At 60.3% G+C, this 23689-nt stretch carries 18 protein-coding genes and 1 pseudogene; 8 read left to right on the top strand and 11 right to left on the bottom strand.

From position 1 onward, the window contains the following. Window positions 1–504 precede the first annotated feature (504 nt). From CPter91_RS03740 to CPter91_RS03755, 5 genes and pseudogenes are all read left to right on the top strand, one after another. Window positions 505–1773 (top strand): dicarboxylate/amino acid:cation symporter, encoded by a 1269-nt coding sequence (locus CPter91_RS03740; RefSeq protein WP_061937094.1) that lies wholly within the window; start codon window positions 505–507, stop codon window positions 1771–1773. A 120-nt stretch (window positions 1774–1893) separates the two neighbouring features. Then, window positions 1894–2325, top strand: a complete 432-nt coding sequence (locus tag CPter91_RS03745; protein ID WP_061937098.1) for a GNAT family N-acetyltransferase — start codon at window positions 1894–1896, stop codon at window positions 2323–2325. A gap of 69 nt (window positions 2326–2394) precedes the next feature. Then, on the top strand, window positions 2395–3036 hold the full coding sequence (locus tag CPter91_RS03750; protein WP_061937101.1) for an FMN-binding negative transcriptional regulator: 642 nt from the start codon (window positions 2395–2397) through the stop codon (window positions 3034–3036). 86 nt (window positions 3037–3122) lie between these two features. Next, window positions 3123–3500 (top strand): hypothetical protein, encoded by a 378-nt coding sequence (locus CPter91_RS27260; protein ID WP_236905926.1) that lies wholly within the window; start codon window positions 3123–3125, stop codon window positions 3498–3500. An 18-nt stretch (window positions 3501–3518) separates the two neighbouring features. After that, window positions 3519–4493, top strand: a pseudogene (locus tag CPter91_RS03755) (carbohydrate porin); the annotation flags it as partial. Window positions 4494–4560: 67 nt separating this feature from the next. On the opposite strand, the gene CPter91_RS03760 reads toward CPter91_RS03755, so the two are convergent. The 5 genes from CPter91_RS03760 to CPter91_RS03780 all read right to left on the bottom strand — a co-directional run bounded on the left by CPter91_RS03760 (window position 4561) and on the right by CPter91_RS03780 (window position 15012). Continuing rightward, the gene (locus tag CPter91_RS03760) at window positions 4561–7512 is read right to left on the bottom strand and encodes a GH92 family glycosyl hydrolase (RefSeq protein ID WP_061937104.1); all 2952 of its coding nucleotides are present in this window, start codon (window positions 7510–7512) and stop codon (window positions 4561–4563) included. A gap of 142 nt (window positions 7513–7654) precedes the next feature. Next, on the bottom strand, window positions 7655–10303 hold the full coding sequence (locus tag CPter91_RS03765; RefSeq protein WP_167595126.1) for a GH92 family glycosyl hydrolase: 2649 nt from the start codon (window positions 10301–10303) through the stop codon (window positions 7655–7657). 202 nt (window positions 10304–10505) lie between these two features. Beyond that, window positions 10506–11729 carry an AGE family epimerase/isomerase gene (locus CPter91_RS03770; protein ID WP_061937110.1) on the bottom strand — a complete coding sequence of 408 codons (1224 nt, stop codon included), beginning with the start codon at window positions 11727–11729 and terminating at the stop codon, window positions 10506–10508. Further along, window positions 11726–12718 (bottom strand): LacI family DNA-binding transcriptional regulator, encoded by a 993-nt coding sequence (locus CPter91_RS03775; RefSeq protein WP_061937113.1) that lies wholly within the window; start codon window positions 12716–12718, stop codon window positions 11726–11728. The genes CPter91_RS03770 and CPter91_RS03775 overlap by 4 nt, the downstream gene beginning before the upstream one ends. A 404-nt stretch (window positions 12719–13122) precedes the next feature. Next, on the bottom strand, window positions 13123–15012 hold the full coding sequence (locus CPter91_RS03780; RefSeq protein WP_061945822.1) for an alpha/beta hydrolase family protein: 1890 nt from the start codon (window positions 15010–15012) through the stop codon (window positions 13123–13125). Window positions 15013–15256: 244 nt separating this feature from the next. On the opposite strand from CPter91_RS03780, the gene CPter91_RS03785 reads away from it, so the two are divergent. Continuing rightward, entirely contained in the window at window positions 15257–16060 is an 804-nt protein-coding gene (locus CPter91_RS03785) for a MetQ/NlpA family ABC transporter substrate-binding protein (RefSeq protein ID WP_061937116.1), read from the top strand. A gap of 7 nt (window positions 16061–16067) precedes the next feature. Here the strand turns inward: CPter91_RS03785 and trpC are convergent, their stop codons facing one another. The 6 genes from trpC to rpe all read right to left on the bottom strand — a co-directional run bounded on the left by trpC (window position 16068) and on the right by rpe (window position 21761). Further along, entirely contained in the window at window positions 16068–16871 is an 804-nt protein-coding gene (gene trpC / locus CPter91_RS03790; RefSeq protein ID WP_061937120.1) for an indole-3-glycerol phosphate synthase TrpC, read from the bottom strand. A 35-nt stretch (window positions 16872–16906) separates the two neighbouring features. Further along, complete coding sequence (gene trpD, locus CPter91_RS03795; RefSeq protein WP_061937123.1) at window positions 16907–17944, bottom strand: anthranilate phosphoribosyltransferase; 1038 nt, start codon at window positions 17942–17944, stop codon at window positions 16907–16909. 73 nt (window positions 17945–18017) lie between these two features. Beyond that, window positions 18018–18587 carry an aminodeoxychorismate/anthranilate synthase component II gene (locus CPter91_RS03800; RefSeq protein WP_061937126.1) on the bottom strand — a complete coding sequence of 190 codons (570 nt, stop codon included), beginning with the start codon at window positions 18585–18587 and terminating at the stop codon, window positions 18018–18020. Then, window positions 18587–20101, bottom strand: coding sequence for an anthranilate synthase component I (gene trpE, locus CPter91_RS03805; protein ID WP_061937128.1), 1515 nt, complete (start codon window positions 20099–20101; stop codon window positions 18587–18589). Before trpE ends, CPter91_RS03800 begins: the two co-directional genes overlap by 1 nt. Window positions 20102–20391: 290 nt before the next feature. Next, window positions 20392–21099, bottom strand: a complete 708-nt coding sequence (locus CPter91_RS03810; protein ID WP_236905928.1) for a phosphoglycolate phosphatase — start codon at window positions 21097–21099, stop codon at window positions 20392–20394. After that, a complete protein-coding gene (rpe, locus tag CPter91_RS03815; protein ID WP_061937131.1) occupies window positions 21096–21761 on the bottom strand; it encodes a ribulose-phosphate 3-epimerase in 666 nt (221 codons plus the stop codon). The genes CPter91_RS03810 and rpe overlap by 4 nt, the downstream gene beginning before the upstream one ends. A gap of 153 nt (window positions 21762–21914) precedes the next feature. On the opposite strand from rpe, the gene apaG reads away from it, so the two are divergent. Together apaG and mltA are read left to right on the top strand one after the other, a co-directional pair. Then, window positions 21915–22289 (top strand): Co2+/Mg2+ efflux protein ApaG, encoded by a 375-nt coding sequence (gene apaG, locus CPter91_RS03820; protein WP_061937134.1) that lies wholly within the window; start codon window positions 21915–21917, stop codon window positions 22287–22289. A 172-nt stretch (window positions 22290–22461) separates the two neighbouring features. Continuing rightward, a complete protein-coding gene (gene mltA / locus CPter91_RS03825) occupies window positions 22462–23658 on the top strand; it encodes a murein transglycosylase A (RefSeq protein WP_061937137.1) in 1197 nt (398 codons plus the stop codon). The last annotated feature ends 31 nt before the right edge of the window (window positions 23659–23689 follow it).

Raw genomic sequence — 23689 nt, forward strand, 5'->3', positions numbered from 1 at the left:
CGGTTGCTGCCGCCAGATAGGAATGCCGCCGGCAGGGGGCAAATTGGCGAATCAGGCGGCGGGGATCAGCCCGGCTGCGCGCTTGTCTCATTTTTGCACTGATGAAACAGGGCCTGCCGCAAGCCTGCCCGCAGCTTGCGCGGGTCCGGCGTTCCCGCCTTCCGGCGGCGGTCGTTTTTGGTTGATTACGGCATGTTTTGTAAGGTAACATGCGGGCCTGTTTAAGCTTTGGCGCGGCGGCAGAGGCAGTTTCAATTTGCAGCCGGCGCCAGGTTTCACTAAGCCCTCCGCCATGAGGGCTTTTTATTTTGACTCGCAAAATATTGTCATTTGCGTAAAATCGACCTTGCTGATTTCCTTTGGGCAATTTCGCAGGTGCATGTCGACACAAAACAACACAGCTGAACAGGCGCGGACGACGGGACGGCAAATCCTTTGCCTGGCTCGCAACGGCTTTAGAGTATTTTTTGTATGGTTAACGGCAAGATACGGCAGGATACGCAAATGAAGAAAATGAAGGCAACGACTTGGATTCTGATCGGCATGGTGTTGGGCATCGTGGCCGGATACATCTGCCACAACCTGGCGCCGGACGAAGCGGCTGCGAAGGAAATCGCCGCGTATTTCTCCATCATCACTGATGTGTTCCTGCGGTTGATCAAGATGATCATCGCGCCTCTGGTGTTCGGCACACTGGTATCCGGCATTGCCGGCATGAAGGATAGCAGTTCGGTCGGCCGTATCGGCGTCCGCGCCTTGGGCTGGTTCATTATCGCTTCCCTGTTGTCGCTGGCGCTGGGCATGCTGTTTGTCAACGTGCTCCAGGTCGGTCATGCGCTCAACTTGCCGCTGCCGGCGCTGGGCGCCGACACCAAGCTCAATACCAGCGGCTTTAACCTGAAGGATTTCATCTCCCACGTGTTCCCGAGCAGTTTCGTCGACGCCATGGCGAAGAACGAAATCCTGCAGATCCTGGTGTTCTCGCTGTTCTTCGGCTTTGGCCTGGCGTCGATCAAGGGCGAGTCGGCAAAAGTGGTGACCGCGGCGGTAGACGGCCTGGTGCATGTCATGCTGAAGGTGACCGATTATGTGATGCGCTTTGCGCCGCTGGGCGTGTTTGCCTCGATCGCCGCCGTGATCACGGTGCAGGGTTTCGGCGTGCTGGCGACCTACGCCAAGTTCCTCGGCGGCTTCTATGCCGGCCTGGCCACGCTATGGGCCTTGCTGATTGCGATCGGCTTCATCTTCCTGCGCGACGGCATCTTCATTCTGCTGCGCTTGCTGAAAGAACCGATCATGCTGGCCTTTTCCACCGCCAGCAGCGAAGCCGCCTATCCGAAGACCATGGAACAGCTGGAAAAATTCGGCGTCAATAACAAGATCACAGGCTTTGTACTGCCGCTCGGTTATTCCTTCAACCTGGACGGCTCCATGATGTACCAGGCGTTTGCCGCCTTGTTCGTAGCCCAGGCTTACAACATCGAAATGTCGTTTGCCCAGCAGCTGACCATGCTGCTGGTGCTGATGGTCAGCAGCAAGGGCATGGCCGGCGTACCGCGCGGTTCGCTGGTGGTGGTGGCGGCCATCCTGCCGATGTTCCATCTGCCGGAAGCTGGCATCCTGCTGATCATCGGCATCGACCAGTTCCTCGACATGGGCCGCACCGCCACCAATGTCATCGGCAACGGCATTGCCACTTCGGTGATCGCCAAGTGGGAAGGCGAACTGGACGAAGACGCCGGGCGCAAGGCCCTGGCCAGCAGCAATGCTTGAGCAGCAAGAACTCAACCGTAGGATTTCAGATACAGCGCCCCCGGGGCGCTGTTTTTCATTGGGGAGTATGCTAATTTACAGGCTTGCGGTTTCCTGCAATTAACCTGAAAGCATCCTCTGATGACAGAACTGCGTATCACCACCGAACCAGCCGAACTGGATGTTCCATTGATTCATCGCTTCCTGTCCGAGGAGTCGGCATGGGCCCGCGGCATTCCTCTGGCGACGGTGCAAGAATCGATCCGCCATTCGCTGAATTTCGGCTTGTTTGCCGGCGCCGGGCAAGTGGCTTATGCCCGCGTCGTCACCGATTACGCGACGTTTGCTTACCTGGTGGATGTGTTCGTGCTGGCCGAACATCGCGGCAAGGGTTACAGTGCTGAGCTGATGGCCGCGGTGATGGCGCATCCGGGGCTGCAGGGACTGAGGCGCTTCCTGCTGGCGACCAGCACCGCGCATGGCCTGTATGCCAAATTCGGTTTCGCCGCGCCGGCCAAGCCGCAAGCGCTGATGGAACGCTTTACGCCGGATGCCTACGTCAACCGGGGCTGATGCCAGCCCGCGCGCCAGCTTGAGTTTTTACGTCATTACCAGCGGTCCGATACTTCACACGAGCACACCATGTATATCCCTAAACATTTTGACGAACCGAGAATCGAAATCCTGCACGAACTGATACGTGCGCGTCCGTTGTCGACGTTGGTGACGTTGTCTTCGGAAGGGCTCAACGCCAACCACGTCCCGATGCTGCTGTCGGCCGAGGACGGTCCTTTCGGCACCTTGCACGGACACGTGGCGCGCGCCAATCCGGTCTGGCAGGATTTCCGCAAAGAGGTGGAAGTGCTGGCGATATTCCACGGCCCGGAAGCCTACATCACACCGTCCTGGTATGCGACCAAGGCCGAGACCGGCAAGGTGGTGCCGACCTGGAACTATGCTGTCGCCCACGCCTACGGCACGTTGCGCATCATCGACGACGCCAGCTGGCTGCCGGCGCACCTGGCGGCGCTTACCGCGCATAACGAAGCCGCTTTCGAGGCGCCCTGGCTGCTGTCCGACGCGCCGCAGGAGTATACGGAAAAGCTGATGGGCGCCATCGTCGGCATCGAGATCGTGATTACCCGTTTGTCGGGCAAATGGAAGGTCAGCCAGAACCAGCCGGCGCAGAACCAGGCCACGGTGATTGCCGGTTTGCGCAGGCAAGGCGACGACGAGTCGCTGGCGATGGCGGCATTGGTCGAGGCGGGCAGGGCCAAGCGTTAAAACTCGGATCGGTGGCGGCGATGCGGTAATATCGTCGCCATTCCGTAAAATCCGCTTGCACGGCATTGCGCCGGTATTGAAAATCCATGTCACGTAAACCACTAGCGCGCGCAGTAGCCGAGCATTTCACTCCCAGTTCAGGCCATCGGTTTTGGCTCGGCCTGACGCTGCTGGCCGTGGCAGCGGCGCCGCTCGCCGCGCAGGCCGACGATGTCGAGGAAGAAAGTTGGGGCGTGCACGGCCAGGCTACCTACATCTGGCAAAAGAAGCCCTCCTTCGACGCCGCCTATTCCGGCACAAACAGCTTGAGCAGCGCCGCCGAAAAGGGCTATTCCTTCTCCGGCACCTTGTTCCTCGGCCTGCGGCCCTGGACCGGCGGTGAGCTCTACTTCAATCCGGAAGTGGTGCAAGCGGTGCCGATGTCCGGCCTGACCGGGCTGGGCGGGATGATGGATTCCGAATAGCAGAAGGGCAGCAGCCCCAACCCCACTTTCTACCGTGCGCGCTTGTTCCTGCGGCAAACCTGGGGCTTTGGCGGCGGCAAACAGGCGCTCGAATCGGCGCCCAACCAGCTGGCCGGCATGGTCGACAAGCGGCGTCTGGTGGTTACGCTGGGTAACCTGAGCATTATCGATATTTTCGACAGCAATGCTTACGCCCACGACGGCCGCACGCAATTCCTGAACTGGGCCTTGTCCACCTATGGCCCTTACGATTACGCCGGCGATACCCGCGGCTACACCTGGGGCGGGGCGGCGGAATATTATTACGACGACTGGGTGCTGCGGGCCGGCAGGTTCATGGTGCCGCTGGAGTCGAACGGCCAGCGCCTGGATACCCGCATTACCAAATATCATAGCGACCAGGTCGAGCTTGAACACGATCACGTGATCGGCGGCCAGTCCGGCAAGGTACGCCTGCTGGCTTTCCGCAGCAAGGAGATCATGGGCAGCTTTTCCGATGCGCTGGCGTATGCCGCGCTCAACGGCGGCACGCCGGATGTGGCGCTGGTGCGCAAGGAGCGCATCAAGTACGGCTACGGCATCAATCTCGAACAGAGCCTGGGCAACGATATCGGCGTCTTTGCCCGTCTCAGCCGCAACGACGGCAAGACTGAAACCTATTCATTCTCTGAAATCGAACGTTCCATGACCGCCGGCGTTTCCGTGAAGGGCAGCAGCTGGCATCGCGACAACGACACCGTCGGTTTCGCCGTGATACAGAACGGCTTGAGCAAGGCGCACCAGGAATATCTGGCGGCCGGCGGACTGGGGGTGTTTATCGGCGACGGCCAGTTGAACTACCGGCCGGAGCGCATCATGGAAGCCTATTACAGCTACAGCCTGTCGAAAGCGGTTTCGCTGACGGCGGATGTGCAGCGTTTCTACAATCCCGCCTATAACGCTGACCGCGGACCGGTGACGGTAGGATCGCTGCGGCTGCACGCGGAATTCTAGGCGCGCAGCCGCAATCGGTTTACGCTTACGGCCGCCTGGGCTGTCCGGGCCGTAAGCGCCTTTCAAGCTACTTCAGCGCCATCGAAAACACATGCATCACTGCGCCGTTGTCGGTCTGGTAGGGCAAAGTGATGCTCTTGACCGTGCGCTTCTGGTCGAGCTGCGCATCCCAGTAGTAGACGTAAGCCTTGGTGCTGTCGCTATTGCCGTTCTGGTCGACCCGGTGGGCGCTGGTCAGGGCGATCTGGTTATAGCTGCCGACCTTGGCCGAGCCGCCGCCCAGGGTCCAGTCGTCGAAGCGCAGGTCGAAGCTGACCTGGGTGTTGTCGGTATAGGTCACGTTCAGTTTGCCGGTAGGCGCGCTCGAGGCATTGGTCGAGCTGCCCAGGATGGCGAGGGTGCCGGCTGCCTGTGGCTTGGCCAGGGTAATGGTCTGGCCCTGGCTGACCATATTGTCCAGTCCGAGCTTGCCGTCCGGCCAGCTGAACTGGATGCCGTTGAAGCTGACGCTGCCGCCCGGGCTCGCTCCGGCTGCCGCCAGTGCTTGCGAAGAATAGCTCCAGCCGCCCATGTCGTAGGTATAGCCTTCCAGTCCGCGCGTGGTTTTCTGGCCATCGCTGCCGATGCCACGGTTGTTCAGGGCGTCGCTCAGACTGGTGAAACCGTCGAGGCCGAAGGAAGGCATCTTGGCCGCCGAATCCTGGCCCCATTGCGACTCGCTTGCCGCCAGCGAGAAATGCAGCGTGGAATTATCCTTCAGATCCGTCAACCATAGCCACGGCATGTCGAGCGCCTTGCCGTTCAGTTTCAGGCTCTGCACATAGGGCGAGTTGGTGGCGGCGCCGTTGGCCTTGATCATCAGCTTCTTTTTGCCGTCGGCCCGGTGGATCGTCACCTTGTCGAACATCGGGCTGCCGATGGTCAGGCCGCCGACGGCCTGGATTTCCGGATACAGGCCGATGGCCGCCCACACGTACCAGGACGAGACCGCACCGAGGTCGTCATTGCCAGGCAGGCCGCCCGGACCATCCGAGAACACGGTGTTGACCACGTCGCGCACCACCTTTTGCGTACGCCACGGCGCGCCGCTCCAGTTGTACAGCCATGGCGTGGCGAAACTGGGCTCGTTGCCCATGTAGAAATTGGGCAGGTTCATGCCGGCGTTAAGGTTCTGGAAGAAGGTGTCGAGGCGTGCGATGGCGGCCGCATTGCCGCCCACCAGCCCGAACAGGCCGCGCGCGTCGTAGGCTGACATCCAGGTGTATTGCTCGGCGTTGCCTTCCACCATGTCGGCGTTCGGTTGCGGATTGAGCAGCCAGCTGCCGTTGCGATAGCGCGGCAGAAGCTGCTTCCGGGCCGGATTGAACTGGTTTTTCCAGTTGGCCGAACGGCTCAGGAACAACTGGTAGTTGGTGTTGTCGCCCAGGGCTTTGGCCAGCTGCGCAGTGGCGAAGTCTGCCGTGCTGAATTCAAATGTCAGCGAACCGGCCCACCAGCCGTTGTCCATGGCGGCATAACCGTGCACCAGGTAGTCGTTCATGCGGTCGACACTGTCGCGCACGTGGTCGCCGGTGCATTGCACATCGGCCTTGTTGCCGACCAGGGTCATGTAGTCGAGCGCTTTCCTGGCGTCGAAATTGGTGGCGCCGAAGGCATAGCCGCCCATGATGGTGGGCACGCCAGAATCGCCCGGCATGATGCCGGCGTCGACATTGATCGGCGCCCAGCGCGGGATGGCGCCGCACTGGTCGGCGTCGTTCACCAGCGATTGCATCATGTCGCTGGTTTCCTTGGGAAACAGCATGCCGTTCAGCGGAATCAGGCTGCGATAGACATCCCAGTTGGAGTAGTTGACGTACTGGGTGCGGCCATCCTGCACCTTGTGGGTTTTCTGGTCGAAACCGAGGTAGTCGCCGTTGACGTCGCTATTGGTGTTGGGCGACAGCAGCGAGTGATACAGCGCGGTATAGAACTTGCGCTTCTCGGTATCGCTGCCGCCGCTCACCTGGATCGTGTTGAGGCGCTTGTTCCAGGCGTCGTCGGCGGTGTCGCGCACGGCGTTGAAATCCCAGCCTGGGTTTTCCTGCTCCAGGTTCTTCCTGGCATTGTCGCTGCTGACATAGGACAGGCCGATTTTCATCAGCACCGCCGGTTTGCTGCTGGCGTCGAAGCTGACGTTGGCTTTGCCGTTGTTGATGGTGGCGCTGATGTTGCGGTCGAATTTGGCGTAGAAGTACAGCGTGTAAGTGCGCGCGCCGCAAAAATTGCCGCCGACGGTGGAGCCGGACAAGCCGTCCTTGCCTTCGGTCTTGATGACGCCAGTGGTTGAGGCGATGGTGTTGGTGCGGGTGGCGTTGAACACCAGGTATGGCGTCTTGTTGGCGCTAGCGATGGCGGATTTGGCAGGGAACGTGAAGCGGCCGAAACCGCTTCTGGTGGTTGCCGTCAGTTCAGTGTTGATGCCGTCGTTCAAGGTCACCTGGTAATAGCCCGGCCGCGCCGTTTCATTCTTGTGGTCGAAATTCTCTTTGGCGTTGACGCCGACCGCACCAGGGTCGAAGGTCGGCATGATCGGCAACTCGCCCTGGTTGCCGTCGCAGCCGGAGCCGCTCATCTGCGTCAGCGGGAAGCCGGTGATGGTCTTTTCCTTGTAGATGTAGCCGACGGGGTGATCCTGGCCGCCGTTGCTGGGCGTCATCGGCGTCCATTGCACCATGCCGAATGGCGTCGTGGCGCCGGGGAAGGTGCCGCCTCTGGCGCCTGCGGGGACGGGGTCGGTGGCTGGCGCTGCTGAATCGGCGGTGCCGATGAACGGGTTGACGTACTGCGTCAATCCGGCATGAGCGGCAGCGCTGCTGCTGGCCGCTGCGGCATCTTTCGCCAGGCTGTTGGCGGCGGCCGAAGCGCCGACGCTGCCTGCCGATGCCTGGTCCGAACCGCCGCCGCAGCCGGACAGCGCTGCGACGGCGATGCCGATCGCCAGGTTCTTCCTGAAATGTTTGTGCGAGTGCAGATTCATTGTTCCTCCAATAGCTTTATTTTGAAAGTCCAAATTTCTGGATACGGCTGGCGTGCTTGCATCACGGCGAACGCAGCCCGCGCCAGCGGCAGGCGAACGCCGGCGGACCGGCCGCGTGGCCGGTCCGCATCTTTGAGTGCGGTTAGGGAGACTGCGAGAAATTGCCGCTGGCGCCAGACGGTGGTGTGCTGGCCTGGCCCCAGGAAGTAGGTTTGTCGGAGACGCTGAAATCCAGCGTGCCGCCGGCCTGGACCTTGCTCAGAGGCAGCCAGGTGCTGTTCCAGTCCTTGCCATTCACCTTCAGGTTTTTGACAAAGGCGGCATTGCCGTCGCGCTTGATGAGCAGTCGCTTGCCGTCTGCCAGCTGCAGCGTGACGCTGGAGAATTGCGGGGTTGCCATGGTCAGTCCGGGCACGCCGGGAATCATCGGATACAGTCCCAGCGATGCCCACACATACCAGCCGGAGGTGGCGCCGACATCGTCATTACCCGGCAAGCCTTCGGGTTTGTTGGAGAAGGTGGCGGCCATGATCTGCGGCAGCAAGAACTGCGCGCGCGAAGGCATGCCGGTCCAGTTGTAGGCCCAGGGCGAAGCGAAGCCGGGTTCATTGCCCATGTAGAAATCGTTCGAGTTCTCGCCGCCGTTGAGGCGGCTGCTGTCCAGCGTCAGCCCGGATGGCGTGCCGGCTTTGGCGCTGATGGAAAACAAGGTGTCGAGACGCTGGACGGCCGCCGCATTGCCGCCGAGGGCGGCGACGATCTTGCTCAGGTCATGCGGAATCGCCCACAGGTACTGGGCGGCGGTCCCTTCGTGATAGCCGTCGTCCTGCGATGGCGATGCCCAGTTGCCGCTCAGGTCTTTGACCGCCATGACCTTGCTATCTTGGTTGAAGAGATGCTTCCAGTTTTCGCCGCGCGTCAGCAGGGCGGCGGCGTTCTTCTTGTCGTCGGCGGTAGCATCGCCGGCGGCCAGGTTGTTGATGAAGCTGCCGATGGCGAAATCGCGGTTGGCGCCTTCGATCGTCAGCGAACCGGTATGGATGCCGCTGGCGTCGCTGCCTTCGGCAACATAGCCCAGTTTGAGATAGTCCGGCATATTGCCCTGCGCGGTGCCGGCGATGTTGCGGCCAAAGGCGGGATTGCCGTTGCATGCCGGCCATTGCGGCCAATCGGTGCTGAGTCCGAAGGCGGCGCGTTTCATGTAGGTGAGGGCGGTGCTGCTGTCGAAGCGGGTGGCGCCGAAGGCTTGCAGGCTGGCCAGCAGCATCGGCGCGTGATCGCCTTCCATCGGCACGTCATCGACATTGGCATCGGCCCAGTGCGGGAAGGCGCCGCATTGCACGGCATCGCTCACCAGCGATTGCGCCATGTCGGCCGCTTCGTCGCGGAACAGCCAGGCATGCATGGCGCCAAGCGAGCGGTAGGTATCCCAGATGGAGAAGGTGGTGTAGTGATTGCGGCGCACCAGTGCGCCGGTCTTGTCTTTGTAGGTATCGGTCTGGTGGCGCTGCTTGTCGAGGCCGATGTAGCTGCCATCGACGTCGCTGAACAAGGTCGGACCCGACATGGCGTGGTAGAACGCTGTATAGAATTGCGTCAGCGCGTCGTTGCTGTTGCCGCTGGCATCCACCTGGATGGTATTGAGCCGGGTGTTCCATGTGGCGTCGGCCTGGCGCCTGGTCTTGGCGAAATCGAAGCCGGGGTTTTCTTTTTTCAGGTTGCGCAAGGCATTGGCCGGGCTGACATATGACAGGCCGATCTTGACCGCCGCGCTGCTGCCGGCCGATTTGGATAAATCAAAATTCAGGACCAGGGTGCCGCTATTGTTGATGAAGCGCGGCGCCGTGGCGTAGGCGGAGTCGGACTGTATATAGAAATACACGTCATAAGAGCCGCCGCAGTTGAACTTGTTGGTGGTCTTGCCGTAGAAGCCGCTGGCGTCGGCTGGATCTTGCCAGATCTGGGCGCTGACGCCGGTCATCGAATTGTTCTGGGTCGCGTCGATCACCAGGATGGCTTTGGTTTTATCTGGATAGGTGAAGCGGGCAAAGCCGCTGCGCGCGGTGGCGGTCAGCTCTGTGACGATACCGTCCTTGGTCTTGACCTTGTAATAGCCGGGCGAAGCGCTTTCGTCTTTATGATCGAAGGTATTGCTGCTCTGGCGCATGACCAGGTTGCTGCTGCTGGTGAGCTGGCTGGCCAGCATGGTCGGCATGATCGGCAAGGTGCCCCCGCTGCGGCAGCCCGGCCCGCTGATGCGGGTCATGCTGAAGTAGTTGATCATGTTGCTGTCGTAGTTATAGCCGGATCCGCTGGAATAGTATTCGTGCGTGATGTCGGTGTCGGGACCGAACGAGACCATGCCGAACGGCAGTGTCGCCGCCGGGGCGGTGTTGCCGGGATGGGTGCCGCCGGGCTGCTGTTTGGTGCCGAGGAAAGGATTGATGTATTTGGTCAGCGCCAGTTCGGGCAGTGGCTTGAGCGCACTGTTGGCGTCGGCCACTGGTGCGGCTGCGCTGGTTCCCGGCGGCCCTGGCTGGCCGGTTGCACCGGTAGCTCCCGTGGCTCCTGTAGCCCCTGTTGCTCCCGGCTGGCCGGGAGTGCCATTAGCACCGGCAACCCCGGCAACCCCGGCAACCCCGGCAACCCCGGCAACCCCGGCTGCGCCGGTTGCGCCGGCCGCTCCGGCGCTGCCGATTTTTCCATCCAGGCCATTTGAACCATCGCCGCAACCGAACAACATGACCGCGAGCGCACTCACCGCAAGTTTCCTGCATGTCTGCTTATTCATCGTTCCTCCTTATAGTCGTTACTTGCTGATGCAAAGTAATCGGAAACAGCTACCCACTACGAATTCAATTCGCATTTCAGTATTTGCTGGTGTGGCCAGGTCCGGGAAGCCGGCTGGCGACAGGGCGGGCCGTGACGGCGCCGCGGGTCAAGAGATATTCAGTACAAGTCTGCGGACGACATATGCAGAAGGAACTGCATCGTCATCCGTTTTGTTTCAAGACGCCGAGCACTTCATAACAGGCGCCCATGGTGTGGTAATCGGTCTTGCCGGCTGGGCTTTTTTCGTCGCTGTACTTGCGGTTGTCGCGCGTCAGGATGCGGAACCAGGCGCCGTGACGGTGATCGACGAAATGCTGCCAGCTGTATTGCCATATATGGTCGTACCAATCCCAGAAGCGATGCTTGCCGGTGCGTTCGGCCAGCAGGGCGGCGGCGGCAAAGCTTTCGGCCTGCACCCAGAAATATTTGTCTTGGTCGCAGATCACGCCGTCCGGTGCGAAACCGTAATAGATGCCGCCGCACTCCATGTCCCAGGCCGCGTCCATGCCGGCGTCGAACAGCTCGATCGCGCGCGGCAGCAACCAGTCCAGCGGCCGATGGCGTTCCAGGATCAGCAGCAGCTTGGCCCATTCGGTGTGGTGGCCGGGCTGGAAACCCCAGGGGCGGAAAATGTTGCTGCTGTCTTCCTTGTTGTAATCCCAGTCGACCGACCAGTCTGGATGGTAGTGTTCCCAGATCAGGTCTTTGCTCAGCGCGGCCTGGCGCACGGTGATATTGCGTGCGACGGATTCGGCGCGGTCCAGGAACAGCTGGTCGCCGCTGGCTTCGTAGGCAGCCAGCAGCGCTTCCGTCATGTGCATGTTGGCGTTCTGGCCGCGATAGGCTTGCAGTTGCCAGTCGCCGCTGGCCTCGTCGGCGTACAGGCCGGCGTGTGCTTCCCAGAAGCGCTGTTCCAGCAGATCATAGGTTTGATACAGCCACTCTTCGGCGCTGGCTACGCCCGCCATCATGGCGTGCGCATAAGCCAGCAGCACGAAGGCCAGACCGTAGCAATGGCGGGTCGGGTCGAGCACCTGCTTGCGGCCGTCTTGCCAGGACAAGGTCCAGTCGTAGCCTTGCAATTCCGCATCCCAATGGGCCTCGCGCAGGAAGGCCACGCCGTGTCTGACCGCCTCCAGATAGGCCGGATCGCCGAACTGGCGGTAGGCCATCGCATAGTTGAAGACGAAGCGCGTGCTGCTGACCAGGTGCCGGGTCTGGCTGTCGTAGATGCTGCCGTCGTCTCTGTAAAAATGATAGAAGCCGCCCGAGGGATCGATGGCGCGCGGATGATAGAAGCGCATGGTGTCGCGCACGTGCTGCAGCAGGAAGGCGGGCTGGCGGAATTCTTCTTTGGGCATTGCGGTCAGTTCAAGCATGTTCATGGCAGTGCTCCACTGCCGAGCGTGCTGGCGCGCTGGATCAGTTCTACCGGCAGCACCACTTCGGATTGCGCCGGGGCGTCGTCCAGCAAGAGCTGCATGCCCATCCGCCCCAGCGCTTCCTTGTCGACCGCCAGCGTGGTGAGCGGCGGCGCGGCGCCGGCGGCGCCGTCGATATTGTCGAAGCCGACAATCGCGATATCTTCGGGGATGCGCAGGCCGCGCGCCTGGCACACGTTCATGACGGCCAGCGCGGTGGCGTCGTTATAGCAAAATATGGCGTCCGGCGGCGGCCCCGACAGCAGCAGAGTCTGCATCGCGGCGGCGGCCTGCTGTTGCAGTTCCTGGCCCGGCTGCAGGGTGATTTCCAGGCGCGGATCGAACAGCCGGCCCGCCTCGAACAGCGCCTGGCGGTAGCCCAGCGCGCGTTGCGCAATACTGTAATGCGACAGCGGGCCGGAAATGAAGGCCAGCCGCTGGCGCCCGAGTTGCATCAGATGGCGGGTCGCCGTCAGGGCGCCGCCGAGATTGTCGATATTGACCGAGCGGAAACCGGGCGCCCACAAGTCGATCAGCACCACCGGCTTGCCGGTCTTGGTCAGCCATTCCAGCACTTCCGGTTCCATGAAACCGGCTACTGCCAGCGCATCGGGTTCGTGCAGGCGGATCTGTTCCATCACATTGTCGGCTGGGCCGATCGACAGCACGGTCGGCACGATGCTGCGTTCGCGGCAGGCGGTTTCCACGCCATGCAGCACTTGCGAGAAAAACGGGCTGGCGACGAAATTATTGTGCTGGCGATGCAGCAGGAAGGTCAGGCGGCGGATTTTTCCCTGGCGCAGGTTGGCTTCGTTGTAGCCGAGCTGGGACGCGATCCTCTGTACATGGATGCGGGTTTGTTCAGTCAGGCCCGATTGCTTTTTCAGGGCGCGCGACACAGTACCGATGGATACATTGGCAGCCAGTGCGATATCGCGGATCGTTGCTCGCATTCTCTCCTCCTTGTTTGCAGGCTGCCGTCGCCGCGCCTGCATTTGCCTGAGATTCAGCCATGGCGCTGTTGCGCCCGATACCGCCGGAACTCAAGGATGTTTTGTGACTATTAATGTATAGTAAAAAAGTGAAATTTACAAATATTTCTAAAAATAAATTCGTATAACTGGCTGATATATAAGGATTTATTTTACATTTATGAGATTTATTTGTTTAGTAAACGTACTAAACCTTAATTATTCAGCGGCGATAAATAGGGATATGTGAAGGAACAGTAGCTAAAGGCAGGCGGGGCATGGCTTGCTGGCGGCGATGTTGCGCTGCTTCGATTGTTACTTTGCCTACCGAAAAAAAAGCGGGCCACCGTTGCCGGCGCCCGCGCTTTCTAGAAATGTGATGATTTCTACTGCGGCGTCAGGTGCTTGGCCAGGAAGCCTTCCATCGCGGTATAGAAATCGAAGCGGTTCTCTTCATTGTGGAAGCCATGGCCTTCATTGTCCTTCACCATGTATTCCACCGGCACGCCGCGCTTGCGCAGGCTTTCTACGATCTGGTCCGATTCTGCCTTGTTGACGCGCGGATCGTTGGCGCCTTGCGCCACGAACAGCGGCGTCTTGATGCGGTCGGTATGCAAGGCCGGCGAGGCCGCGCTCAGCAAGGCTTTGTCTTTTTCCGGATCGCCGACCATTTCATGCATCTGGTCGAGGAATGGTTTCCAGTACGGCGGGATGGTGTTCATGAAAGTGAACAGGTTGGAGACGCCGACATAGTCGACCGCTGCCGCGTACAGGTCGGGCGTGAAGGTAACCCCGGCCAGCGTCGCATAGCCGCCGTAGGAGCCGCCATAGATCGCCACCCGCTTGGGATCGGCGATGCCCTGGCCTACCAGCCACTGCACGCCGTCAGTCAGGTCGTCCTGCATGGTCTTGCCCCATTGCTTGAACGACGCTTCCCAGAACTTGCGGCCATAGCCGGTCGAGCCGCGGTAGTTGACCTGCAGGACCGCATAGCCGCGGTTGGCGAGCAGCTGCACTTCCGGGTTGTAGCCCCAGACATCGCGCGCCCATGGGCCGCCGTGCGGATTGATGATCACCGGCAGGTTCTTCGGATCCTTGCCCAGCGGCAGAGTCAGGTAGCCGTTGATCAGCAAGCCGTCGCGCGCCTTGTACTGCACCGGCTTCATTTCTGCCATGTCTTGTTCGGCGATGGCAGGATTGATGTCGGCCAGCTTGGTCAGGCTGCCGCTCTTGCTGTCGAACAGATAGCGACTGCCCAGGGTGCGGTCGTTATAGGCCGCCACGATCCATTTCGATTCATCCTTGGTGTGCGATTGCGTGATGACTTCATAGCCGGGCAGCTTTTCCTGCAAGGTCTTGTGCAAGGCTTCGGTTTGCGCATCGAGGAATTTCTGCTCGGGCTTCCAGGTGGTGTAGCTGATGTCCGTCAGCACCTTGCGCTTCTTCGAATAGGACAGGCCGTCGACGTCAACCTCCGGGTTTTCATACAACAGTTCTTCTTCCTTGGCGGTTTCCGGATTGAAGACCACGATGGCCTGCTTGTCGCGGCCCAGGTTGGACGCCACGTACAACTTCTTGTTGTCGAAGGTGAAAAACAGCGGACTCACCGAATCCTTGAACGACGTGGTCAGGATCGTCTTGAACGGCGCGCTTTCGCTGGCGCGGTACAGCAGGCTGGTGTTGACGCCGTCGGAAGTGGTGGCGGCGCGCACCTTGCCGTCATGGTCGGTGATCCAGCCCTGGATATTGCCAGGATTCTTGGCCACCAGCTTTTCGGCGCCGGTCTTGACGTTGACGCGGTAGACGTCGAAGATTTCAGCGTTGCGCTTGTTGTGGCTGACCAGGATTTCATCCTTGTTGTCTTCCAGGTCGTCGACGATCTGGGCGCGCACCTTGGGATAGGGAGTCAGGTCCTTGAGGTCCTTGCCGTCGCGGCCGACCGACACCACGTGGAAATTCTCGTCGCCGCCGAAATCCTTGACGAACAGGATGCGATCGTCGCCTTTCCAGAAATAGTCGCTGATGTCGCGTGCCTTTTCTGAAGTGATGCGCAGCGGCGCTGCATCCGAGCCGACCGTGCGCACAAAGATATTCATGCGGCCTTCCCAGGGCTGCATGAAGCTGATGTATTTGCCGTTGGGGGAGAGCCGGAAGCTGGCTTGTTCGGGATTCCTGAAGAAATCGCGCACCGAGTATTGCTTGGGCGCGCCGGCGGCCATTGCCCCTCCGCCGATGATGGACAAACTGAAGCAGGTTGCGGTAACCACTTTATATATCGCGCGCATCGAAAACCTCCAAAAGTACTGCGGTTGTAACTGTCGTGTGGGTGGGCTATTACCCTATTACCCACCAGTCCGGCTTGCTTGATTGGCAAATTTATTATATGCCGCAAACAGGAATAGGTCTCAGTCAATCGATAGTTGAGATATATCGACATGCAAAATCGTTCCTTAGCGATTGCCGGCGGATGTGTGAAGATCTTTATTCATTTTATTGTCAGCACACCGCCTCGGAGAAGAAATGCGTCGTTTCATCGTCAAGACATTACCGGTTTTATTATTGGCGGCCAGCGCCGTCGCAGCCCATGCGCAGGAGAAGAACAAGATCAAGGTCGGCGTCTCGGTGGGCAATGCAGAGCAGACGTTTGAAGTGGTCAAGAAGGTAGCCGCGCGGGAGGGCCTGGAGATCCAGCTGATCACCTTCAGCGATTATCTGCAGCCGAATGAAGCGCTGGCGGCCGGCGACCTGGACGCCAACGCCTTCCAGCACAAGCCCTTCCTCGACAGCCAGATCAAGGCGCGCGGCTACAAGATCGTGCCGGTCGCCCTGACCATCACGGCGCCGCTGGGCATTTATTCGAAGAAATACAAGACAGTCGACCAGTTGCCGGCAGGCGCCAGCATCGGCATCCAGAACGATCCATCCAACGGCAACCGGGCGCTGCTGCTGTTGCAGAAAGCCGGCTTGATCAAGCTGAAGCCCGGCGTCGGCGAAAACGGCGTCAATGCGACACCGCTGGATGTCATCGTCAATCCGAAGAAACTCAAGCTGGTGGAACTGGATGCGGCGCAGCTGCCACGCTCGCTGGACGATCTGGCGGCGGCTTCGGTCAACAACGACTATGCGGTGAAGGCGGGATTGTCATTGCAGCGCGATGCGATTGCGGTGGAGGATGCCAAGGGACCATACGCCAACTTGATCGTCACGCGGGCGGAAGACAAGGATAAGCCTTGGGTGAAGAAACTGGTCAAGGCTTATCAGTCGGAAGAAGTGCGCAAATTCATCGAAGCCGAATTCAAGGGGTCCTTGATTCCGGCGTTCTAAGCCGGCTTCAGTCAGCGAACAGGCGGCCTAGTTCAGCGCCCGGGTGCTCCGCGCGCATGAAGGCTTCGCCCACCAGGAAGGCGTGGACATTGGCGTCGCGCATGCGCTTGACGTCGTCTTTGCTATGGATGCCGGATTCGGTGACGACCAGCTTGTCCGGCGTAATGTGCGGCAGCAGGTCGAGCGTGGTCTGCAGCGACGTCTCGAAGGTGCGCAGGTTGCGGTTGTTGATGCCGAGCAGATTGGTCTTCAGCTTCAAGGCTGCATTCAGTTCATCGGCATTGTGCACTTCCACCAGCACGCTCATGCCCAGTTCATGGGCGACTGCTTCCATTTCCGCCATCAAGCCATGGTCCAGCGCAGCGACGATCAGCAGGATGGCGTCGGCGCCCCAGGAACGCGCCTGGTACACCTGGTAAGGATCGATCATGAAATCCTTGCGCAGCGCCGGCAGGCTGCAGGCAGCGCGCGCTTGTTGCAGATACGCCGGCGCACCCTGGAAAAACTGGATGTCGGTAAGCACAGACAGGCAGGCCGCGCCATGCGCAGCGTAATCGGCGGCGATTTCAGCAGGACGAAAATCGGCGCGGATCACACCCTTGGAAGGCGATGCCTTCTTCACTTCGGCGATCACGCCGGCATGTCCCGCTGCAATCTTGGCGCGCAGCGCCGCTTCGTAACCGCGCAGGGCGGCGCGCGCTTCGGTGTCGGATTCGACTTCGCGCCGCAGGCTGGCGAAGTCCTGCTGCTTTTTCGCCGCGGCGACTTCATCCGCTTTGACGGCCAGGATTTTGTTCAAGATATCGGACATGGCGTTGCTCCTTGCTACGGTGTTGATGGTGTCGATCAGCCTGCGGCGGCGATGCTTTGCGTGGCTTGCACGAACTGATCGAGTTTGGCTTTGGCGGCGCCGGAAGCGATTACTGCGCGCGCTTTCTCCAGGCCCTCACCGATTGAACTGGCGACGCCGGCCGCATACAAGGCGGTGCCGGCATTGATGGCGACGATATCGCGCGCCGCGCCGGGCTGGTCTTGCAGCGCTTCCAGCACTTTTTCCTTCGATTCGACCGCGTTGGAGACTTTCAAGTTCCGGCTGGCGGTCATCTGCAGGCCGAAATCTTCCGGGTGGATTTCATACTCGCGGATCTCGCCGTTGACCAGTTCACCGACCATGGTGCCGGCGCCGAGCGAGACTTCATCCATGTTGTCGCGGCCCCAGACCACAATCGCGTGCTGTGCGCCTAGCCGTTGCAGGACGCGTACCTGGATCCCGACCAGGTCGGCATGGAATACGCCCATCAGGATATTCGGCGCGCCGGCCGGATTGGTGAGCGGCCCCAGGATGTTGAAAATGGTGCGCACGCCCAGTTCCTTGCGCACCGGCGCCGCGTGTTTCATCGCTGCATGGTGGTTGGGCGCGAACATGAAACCGATACCGGTTTGCTCTATCGATTGCGCTACTTGAGCCGGCGTCAGATTGATATTGGCGCCGAACGACTCCAGCACGTCGGCGCTGCCGGACGAGGAGGAGACGCTGCGGCCGCCATGCTTGGCGACGCGCGCGCCGGCGGCGGCGGCCACGAACATGGAGGCGGTGGAGATATTGAAGGTTTGTGCGCCGTCGCCGCCGGTGCCGACGATATCCACCAGATTGCTGGTGTCGCGGCAGGGTACGGGTGTGGCGAACTCACGCATGACTTGCGCGGCGGCGGCGATTTCGCCGATGGTTTCCTTCTTGACGCGCAAGCCCATGGTCAGCGCCGCAATCATCAGCGGCGACATTTCGCCCTTCATGATGCGGCGGAACAGCGACAGCATTTCGTCGTGGAAAATCTCGCGGTGCTCGATGCAGCGCAAGAGCGCTTCTTGGTCGGTGATTGGCATGATGTCCTTACCGGGAATGAGAAAGACGGCGCCGCCGTGGCAGGCGCCGGCGAACAGCTAAGCTAGCGCCGCGTCAGGCAGTGCGCTGGACGAAGTTGCGCAGCAGCGCATGGCCATGTTCCGACAGGATCGATTCCGGGTGAAACTGCACACCCTCGATATCGTAATCCTTGTGGCGCACGCCCATGATTTCGCCGTCTTCGGTCCAGGCGGTAATTTCCAGGCAAGCCGGGATCGATGCGCGCTCGATCGCCAGCGAGTGGTAGCGGATCACGGTGAACGGGCTAGGCAGATCCTTGAAGACGCCGACGCCGGTATGGGTGATCGGCGAAGTCTTGCCGTGCATGACTTGCTGGGCGCGGATCACCTTGCCGCCGAATGCTTCACCGATTGCCTGGTGGCCAAGGCAGACGCCGAGAATCGGCAGCTTGCCGGCAAACTGTTTCAGCAGGTCGACGCAAATCCCCGCTTCGCGCGGGCTGCACGGGCCTGGCGACAGGCAGATGCGGTCTGGCTTCAGCGCTTCGATCTGTTCCAGCGTGAGTTCATCATTGCGGTAGGTCCGCACATCTTCACCCAGTTCACCGAAATATTGCACCAGGTTGTAGGTGAAGGAATCGTAGTTGTCGATCATCAGCAGCATCAGATTTCTCCATCCAGGCCGTCTTGTACCTGTTCCGCTGCGCGCAATACCGCGCGCGCCTTGTTTTCGGTTTCCTGCCATTCCATCTCGGGCACCGAGTCGGCGACGATGCCGGCCGCGGCCTGCACGTACAGCATGCCATCCTTGATGACGCCGGTGCGGATCGCGATGGCGACATCCATTTCGCCGCCGAACGACAGGTAGCCGCAGGCGCCGCCGTAGATGCCGCGTTTGGTCAGCTCCAGCTCGTCGATGATTTCCATGGCGCGCACTTTCGGCGCGCCGGACAGGGTGCCGGCCGGGAAGGTGGCTTTCAGCACATCCAGGTTGGACAGGCCGGATTTCAGCTCGCCTTCGACATTCGAGACAATGTGCTGCACATGCGAATATTTTTCGATCACCATCTGGTCGGTGACCTTGACGCTGCCGGTTTCGGCGATGCGGCCGATGTCGTTGCGCGCCAGGTCGATCAGCATCACGTGTTCGGCGATTTCCTTGGGGTCGGCCAGCAGTTCGGTGGCCAGCTGCGCATCCTGCTCCGGTGTGCTGCCGCGCGGACGGGTGCCGGCCAGCGGCCGAATGGTGACGGTGCGCTTGGCTTCGCCGTTGGCCTTGGGGGCCGAGGTTTGTTCGTTGCGCACCAGGATTTCCGGCGAGGCGCCGACAATCTGCATGTCGCCGAAATTATAGAAGTACATATACGGCGACGGATTCAGCGAGCGCAGGGCGCGGTACAGCATCAGCGGTGAATCGACGTAGGGCTTCTTGATGCGCTGGCCGATCTGGACCTGCATCAGGTCGCCGGCCATCACGTATTCCTTGGCCTTGGCGACGGCTTTCAAATATTCTTCGCGCTTGAATTCGCGGATGGTTTCGGTACGTACCGAAGCCGAAGTCACCGGTGCATCGGCCGGACGGCGCAGCATGTTGCGCAAGTCTTTCAGGCGCTGTCGCCCTTTGGAGAAGGCTTCCGGCTGGGTCGGATCGGCATATACGATCAGGTATAGCTTGCCGGACAGGTTGTCGATGACCGCCAGTTCTTCGGTCAGCAGCAGCTGGATGTCGGGCAGGCCGAGATCGTCTTTCGGCGTTGAATGCGCCAGCCTTTTTTCGATATGGCGCACCGTGTCGTAGCCGAAATAGCCGGCCAAGCCACCGCAAAAGCGTGGCAGGCCGGGGCGCAGCGCAACTTTATAGCGCGCCTGGAATTCGGCGATGAAATCGAGCGGATTGCCTTCGCGGCTTTCGACCACTTTGTCGTTATTGAGCACTTCGATCCGCGTGCCGTAGCTGCGCAGCAGCGTGGTCGCCGGCAGGCCGATGAAGGAGTAGCGGCCGAAACGCTCTCCGCCGACCACCGATTCCAGCAGGAAGGTGTTCTTGCCGGTCTGCTGGGTTTGGGCCAGTTTCAGGTACAGCGTCAAGGGTGTTTCGAGATCGGCAAAGGCTTCTGCGATCAGCGGAATACGGTTGTAGCCTTGCGTGGCCAGCGATTTGAATTCGAGTTCGGTCATGTTTCTCTCCAGACCGCTATTGTAGAACAGCGGTGGTTCACTACAAAAAACGTTGCCTGAATTTTAAATATTGAGGGGGAGAGTGTGTCGTCACGATGTGGCGAATGACTTTGTCCGCAAATACTCAGGCAGCAGCTATCGGTGGGTTCAGTGAGCCCAGGATTGCCAGCGTCGCCATAGCCAGGCCCCGGGGGCGGCTAAGAGGACATGAAGTTTTTTGTTGAAAAACATGAGAGATAGGGAGGTCTTTAAATAAGCCGTAATTCAGTAAGCTGTAATTCAGTCGATTTTCAGAGACTGATATTTTGTGCCGCAACAAGCAGCGAGGTGACTATACCATCGGAATCGACATTTTGTATAGGCTCGCCGTGATTGTATCCATAAGGCACGTTAAACACCGGACAACCGGCCGCGCGGGCTGCCTGGGCGTCGTTGCTGGAGTCGCCGATGGCCAATACCTGTGCCGGTTGCAGCTGGAAATCGGCACACACGGCCAGCAGCGGCATCGGGTCCGGTTTCTTTTTCGGAAAGGAATCACCGCCGTAAACGACCTCGAAATAGTCGCGCAAGCCGGCTTTTTCCAGTAGGGCGACGGCGAATTCCAAGGGTTTGTTGGTGACGCAGGCCAGCCGCAAGCCTTGCTTGCGCATGGCTTGCAAACCTTCCACCACGCCCGGATAGACAGTGGCAAGGCTGCCGTTGACCACGGCGTAGTGGCGCTGGTAGGAATCCAGCGCTGCCTCGAAATGCTGTTCGACCTCGGCTGCAGGATAGTCCACCCCGAGCACGCGGCGGATCAGGTTCTCGCTACCTTTGCCGACGAAATCGACGATGGTTTGCTGCGGCAGCGGCGCCAGGTCCAGTTCGGCGCGCATGCGGTTGACGGCGGCGTGGAAATCCGGCGCCGTGTCCAGCATGGTGCCATCGAGGTCGATGATGGCGGCGCCGATGCCGCTCAGCGCCATCGGCGCAGTTGCTGCAGTCGCTGCCATTTTCATGCTTTTGCCAGCTGCGCGCGCATGTCGTCGATCACGGCCTTGTAGTCCGGCTTGCCGAAGATGGCGGAGCCGGCCACGAAGGTGTCGGCGCCGGCCTTGGCGGCGGCGGCAATATTCTCGATCTTGATGCCGCCGTCGACTTCCAGCATGATGTCGCGCCCCGATTCATCGATGCGGCGGCGCGCCTCGGCGATTTTCTTGAGTGCTTCCGGGATGAACGACTGGCCGCCGAAACCGGGATTGACCGACATGATCAGGATGATATCGATCTTGTCCATCACATAGTCGAGGTAATCCAGCGAAGTGGCCGGATTGAACACCAGGCCGGCCTTGCAGCCGTGGTCGCGGATCAGCTGCAGCGAGCGGTCGATGTGTTCCGAGCCTTCCGGATGGAAAGTGATGATGTTGGCGCCGGCCTTGGCGAAGTCGGGAATGATGCGGTCTACCGGCTTGACCATCAGGTGGACGTCGATCGGCACCTGCACGTGCGGGCGGATGGCTTCGCACACCAGCGGACCGATGGTCAGGTTCGGCACGTAATGGTTGTCCATGACGTCGAAGTGGATCATGTCGGCGCCGTCGCGGACGACATTGCGGACTTCTTCGCCCAGGCGGGCGAAGTCGGCGGAGAGGATGCTTGGAGCAATACGGTAGGTTGGCATGAGGCTGTCCAGGAAAGGCGCAAAAGGTCGCTATTTTACCCTTTAGCCCCGCGTCAGGCGTCGTTGCAGCTTGCATCAGGGGGGAAATTCGTGTGCAATGGGCCGTTCGCTACATCTCATGCCTATAGATAAGCATCAACCGAGGAAAACAGCATGGCCGCCTATGAATTCACCGTCACTGTCAGGACCCAGTACCTGGAAGAGCAATCGCAGCCCGACAGTTCGCACTTTGTGTTTGCCTATGCGATCACGATCAAGAACACCGGCCAGGTCGCCGCGCAGCTGATTTCGCGCCACTGGGTCATTACTGACGCCAACAATCATGTGGAAGAAGTGCGCGGCCTGGGCGTGGTCGGCCATCAGCCGCTGTTGCAGCCGGGCGAGCAGTTCGAATACACCAGCGGCACCTCGCTGGCGACGCCGCAGGGCTCGATGAAGGGCGAATATTTCTGCGTGGCTGAAGACGGCGAACAGTTCGATGCGAGCATTCCGGAATTCATCCTGTCGCTGCCGCGCACCCTGCATTGAGGCCTTGTGTTTTGAACTATTGCTCTTTTTTGTCGTCTTTTGGCGGTAGCGATTTGCTTTGGGGTTTTTGATCCGGCTTGCGGCCGGAAAACATGGTCCACCAGACAATGAATGCGAATACAAAGAAGGCGAAGCAAGCTTCGAGAGCCACTAACCACATAAAGAATCCTAAATGCTATTTAAACGCCTCAGTTTACCCGTTTCTGTCTTGATTATTGGATTCAGTTTAGCTGCCTGCACCACTACTACCCCCCTTACACCTGCGCCACAGGACACGCCGCGTCCTGGCACCGGGGCTGCGCCGTCGGTCGCTCCTGGCGCCAACCTGCGCGCCACCACTTTTGCAGCCCTGCCAGGCTGGGGCAGCGACGATTTGCGCCAGGCGCTGCCGGCCTTCCTTACTTCCTGCACCACGCAAGCCCGTAAAGCCGACTGGAAAGAGCCGTGTGCCATCGCCGCCGGGCTGGATGCCGGCAATGAACGAGCGATCCGCACTTTCTTCCAGTCTTTTTTCACGCCTTATCAGGTTGTTAACGCCGATGGCAGCGACAACGGCCTGGTCACCGGCTATTACGAGCCGCTGCTGAAAGGCTCGCGCAAGCGCGGGGGGCCTTACCAGACGCCGCTCTACCGGGCGCCGGACGACCTGATCACGGTCGAGCTGGCCAGCATTTATCCGGAACTGAAGGGCTTGCGCCTGCGCGGCCGCCTGGTCGGCAACAAGCTGCTGCCTTATCCAAGCCGCGCCGAGCTGGATAAATCCGGCGCCTTGGCCGGCAAGGAAATCCTCTGGGTGGACGATCCTATCGATGCCTTCTTCCTGCAGGTGCAGGGTTCCGGCCGTGTGCAGATGAATGACGGCAGCAGTATTGTGCGGGTCGCCTATGCGGACCAGAACGGCTATCCCTACCGCTCGATCGGCCGCTATCTGGTGGATAAGGGCGAATTGACGCTGGCGCAAGCTTCGGCGCAAGGCATCAAGGGTTGGCTGGCAGCGAATCCCGGCCGCCAGCAGGAATTGTTGAACGCCAATCCGAGCTATGTCTTCTTCAAGGAGGAGAAAGTGCTGGATCCTGGCCTAGGACCGAAAGGCGCGCAAGGCGTGCCGCTGACGCCGCTGCGTTCGATCGCGGTCGATCAGCAGTTCGTGCCGCTGGGGACGCCGGTGTTCCTGGCGACTACCCAGCCCAACAGCAATGTGCCTTTGCAGCAACTGGTGATCGCCCAAGATACCGGCGGCGCCATCAAGGGCGCGGTGCGGGCCGATTTCTTCTGGGGCTTTGGCAACGATGCGGGCGAAAAGGCCGGCCGCATGAAGCAGCGCGGCATGATGTGGTTGTTGCTGCCTAAGGGAACGCCGACGCGTTAAGTTGCTGTCTATATAGAGAGCCAAGGAAGGG

It is taken from the genome of Collimonas pratensis, assembly GCF_001584185.1.
Lineage (GTDB): Bacteria > Pseudomonadota > Gammaproteobacteria > Burkholderiales > Burkholderiaceae_D > Collimonas > Collimonas pratensis.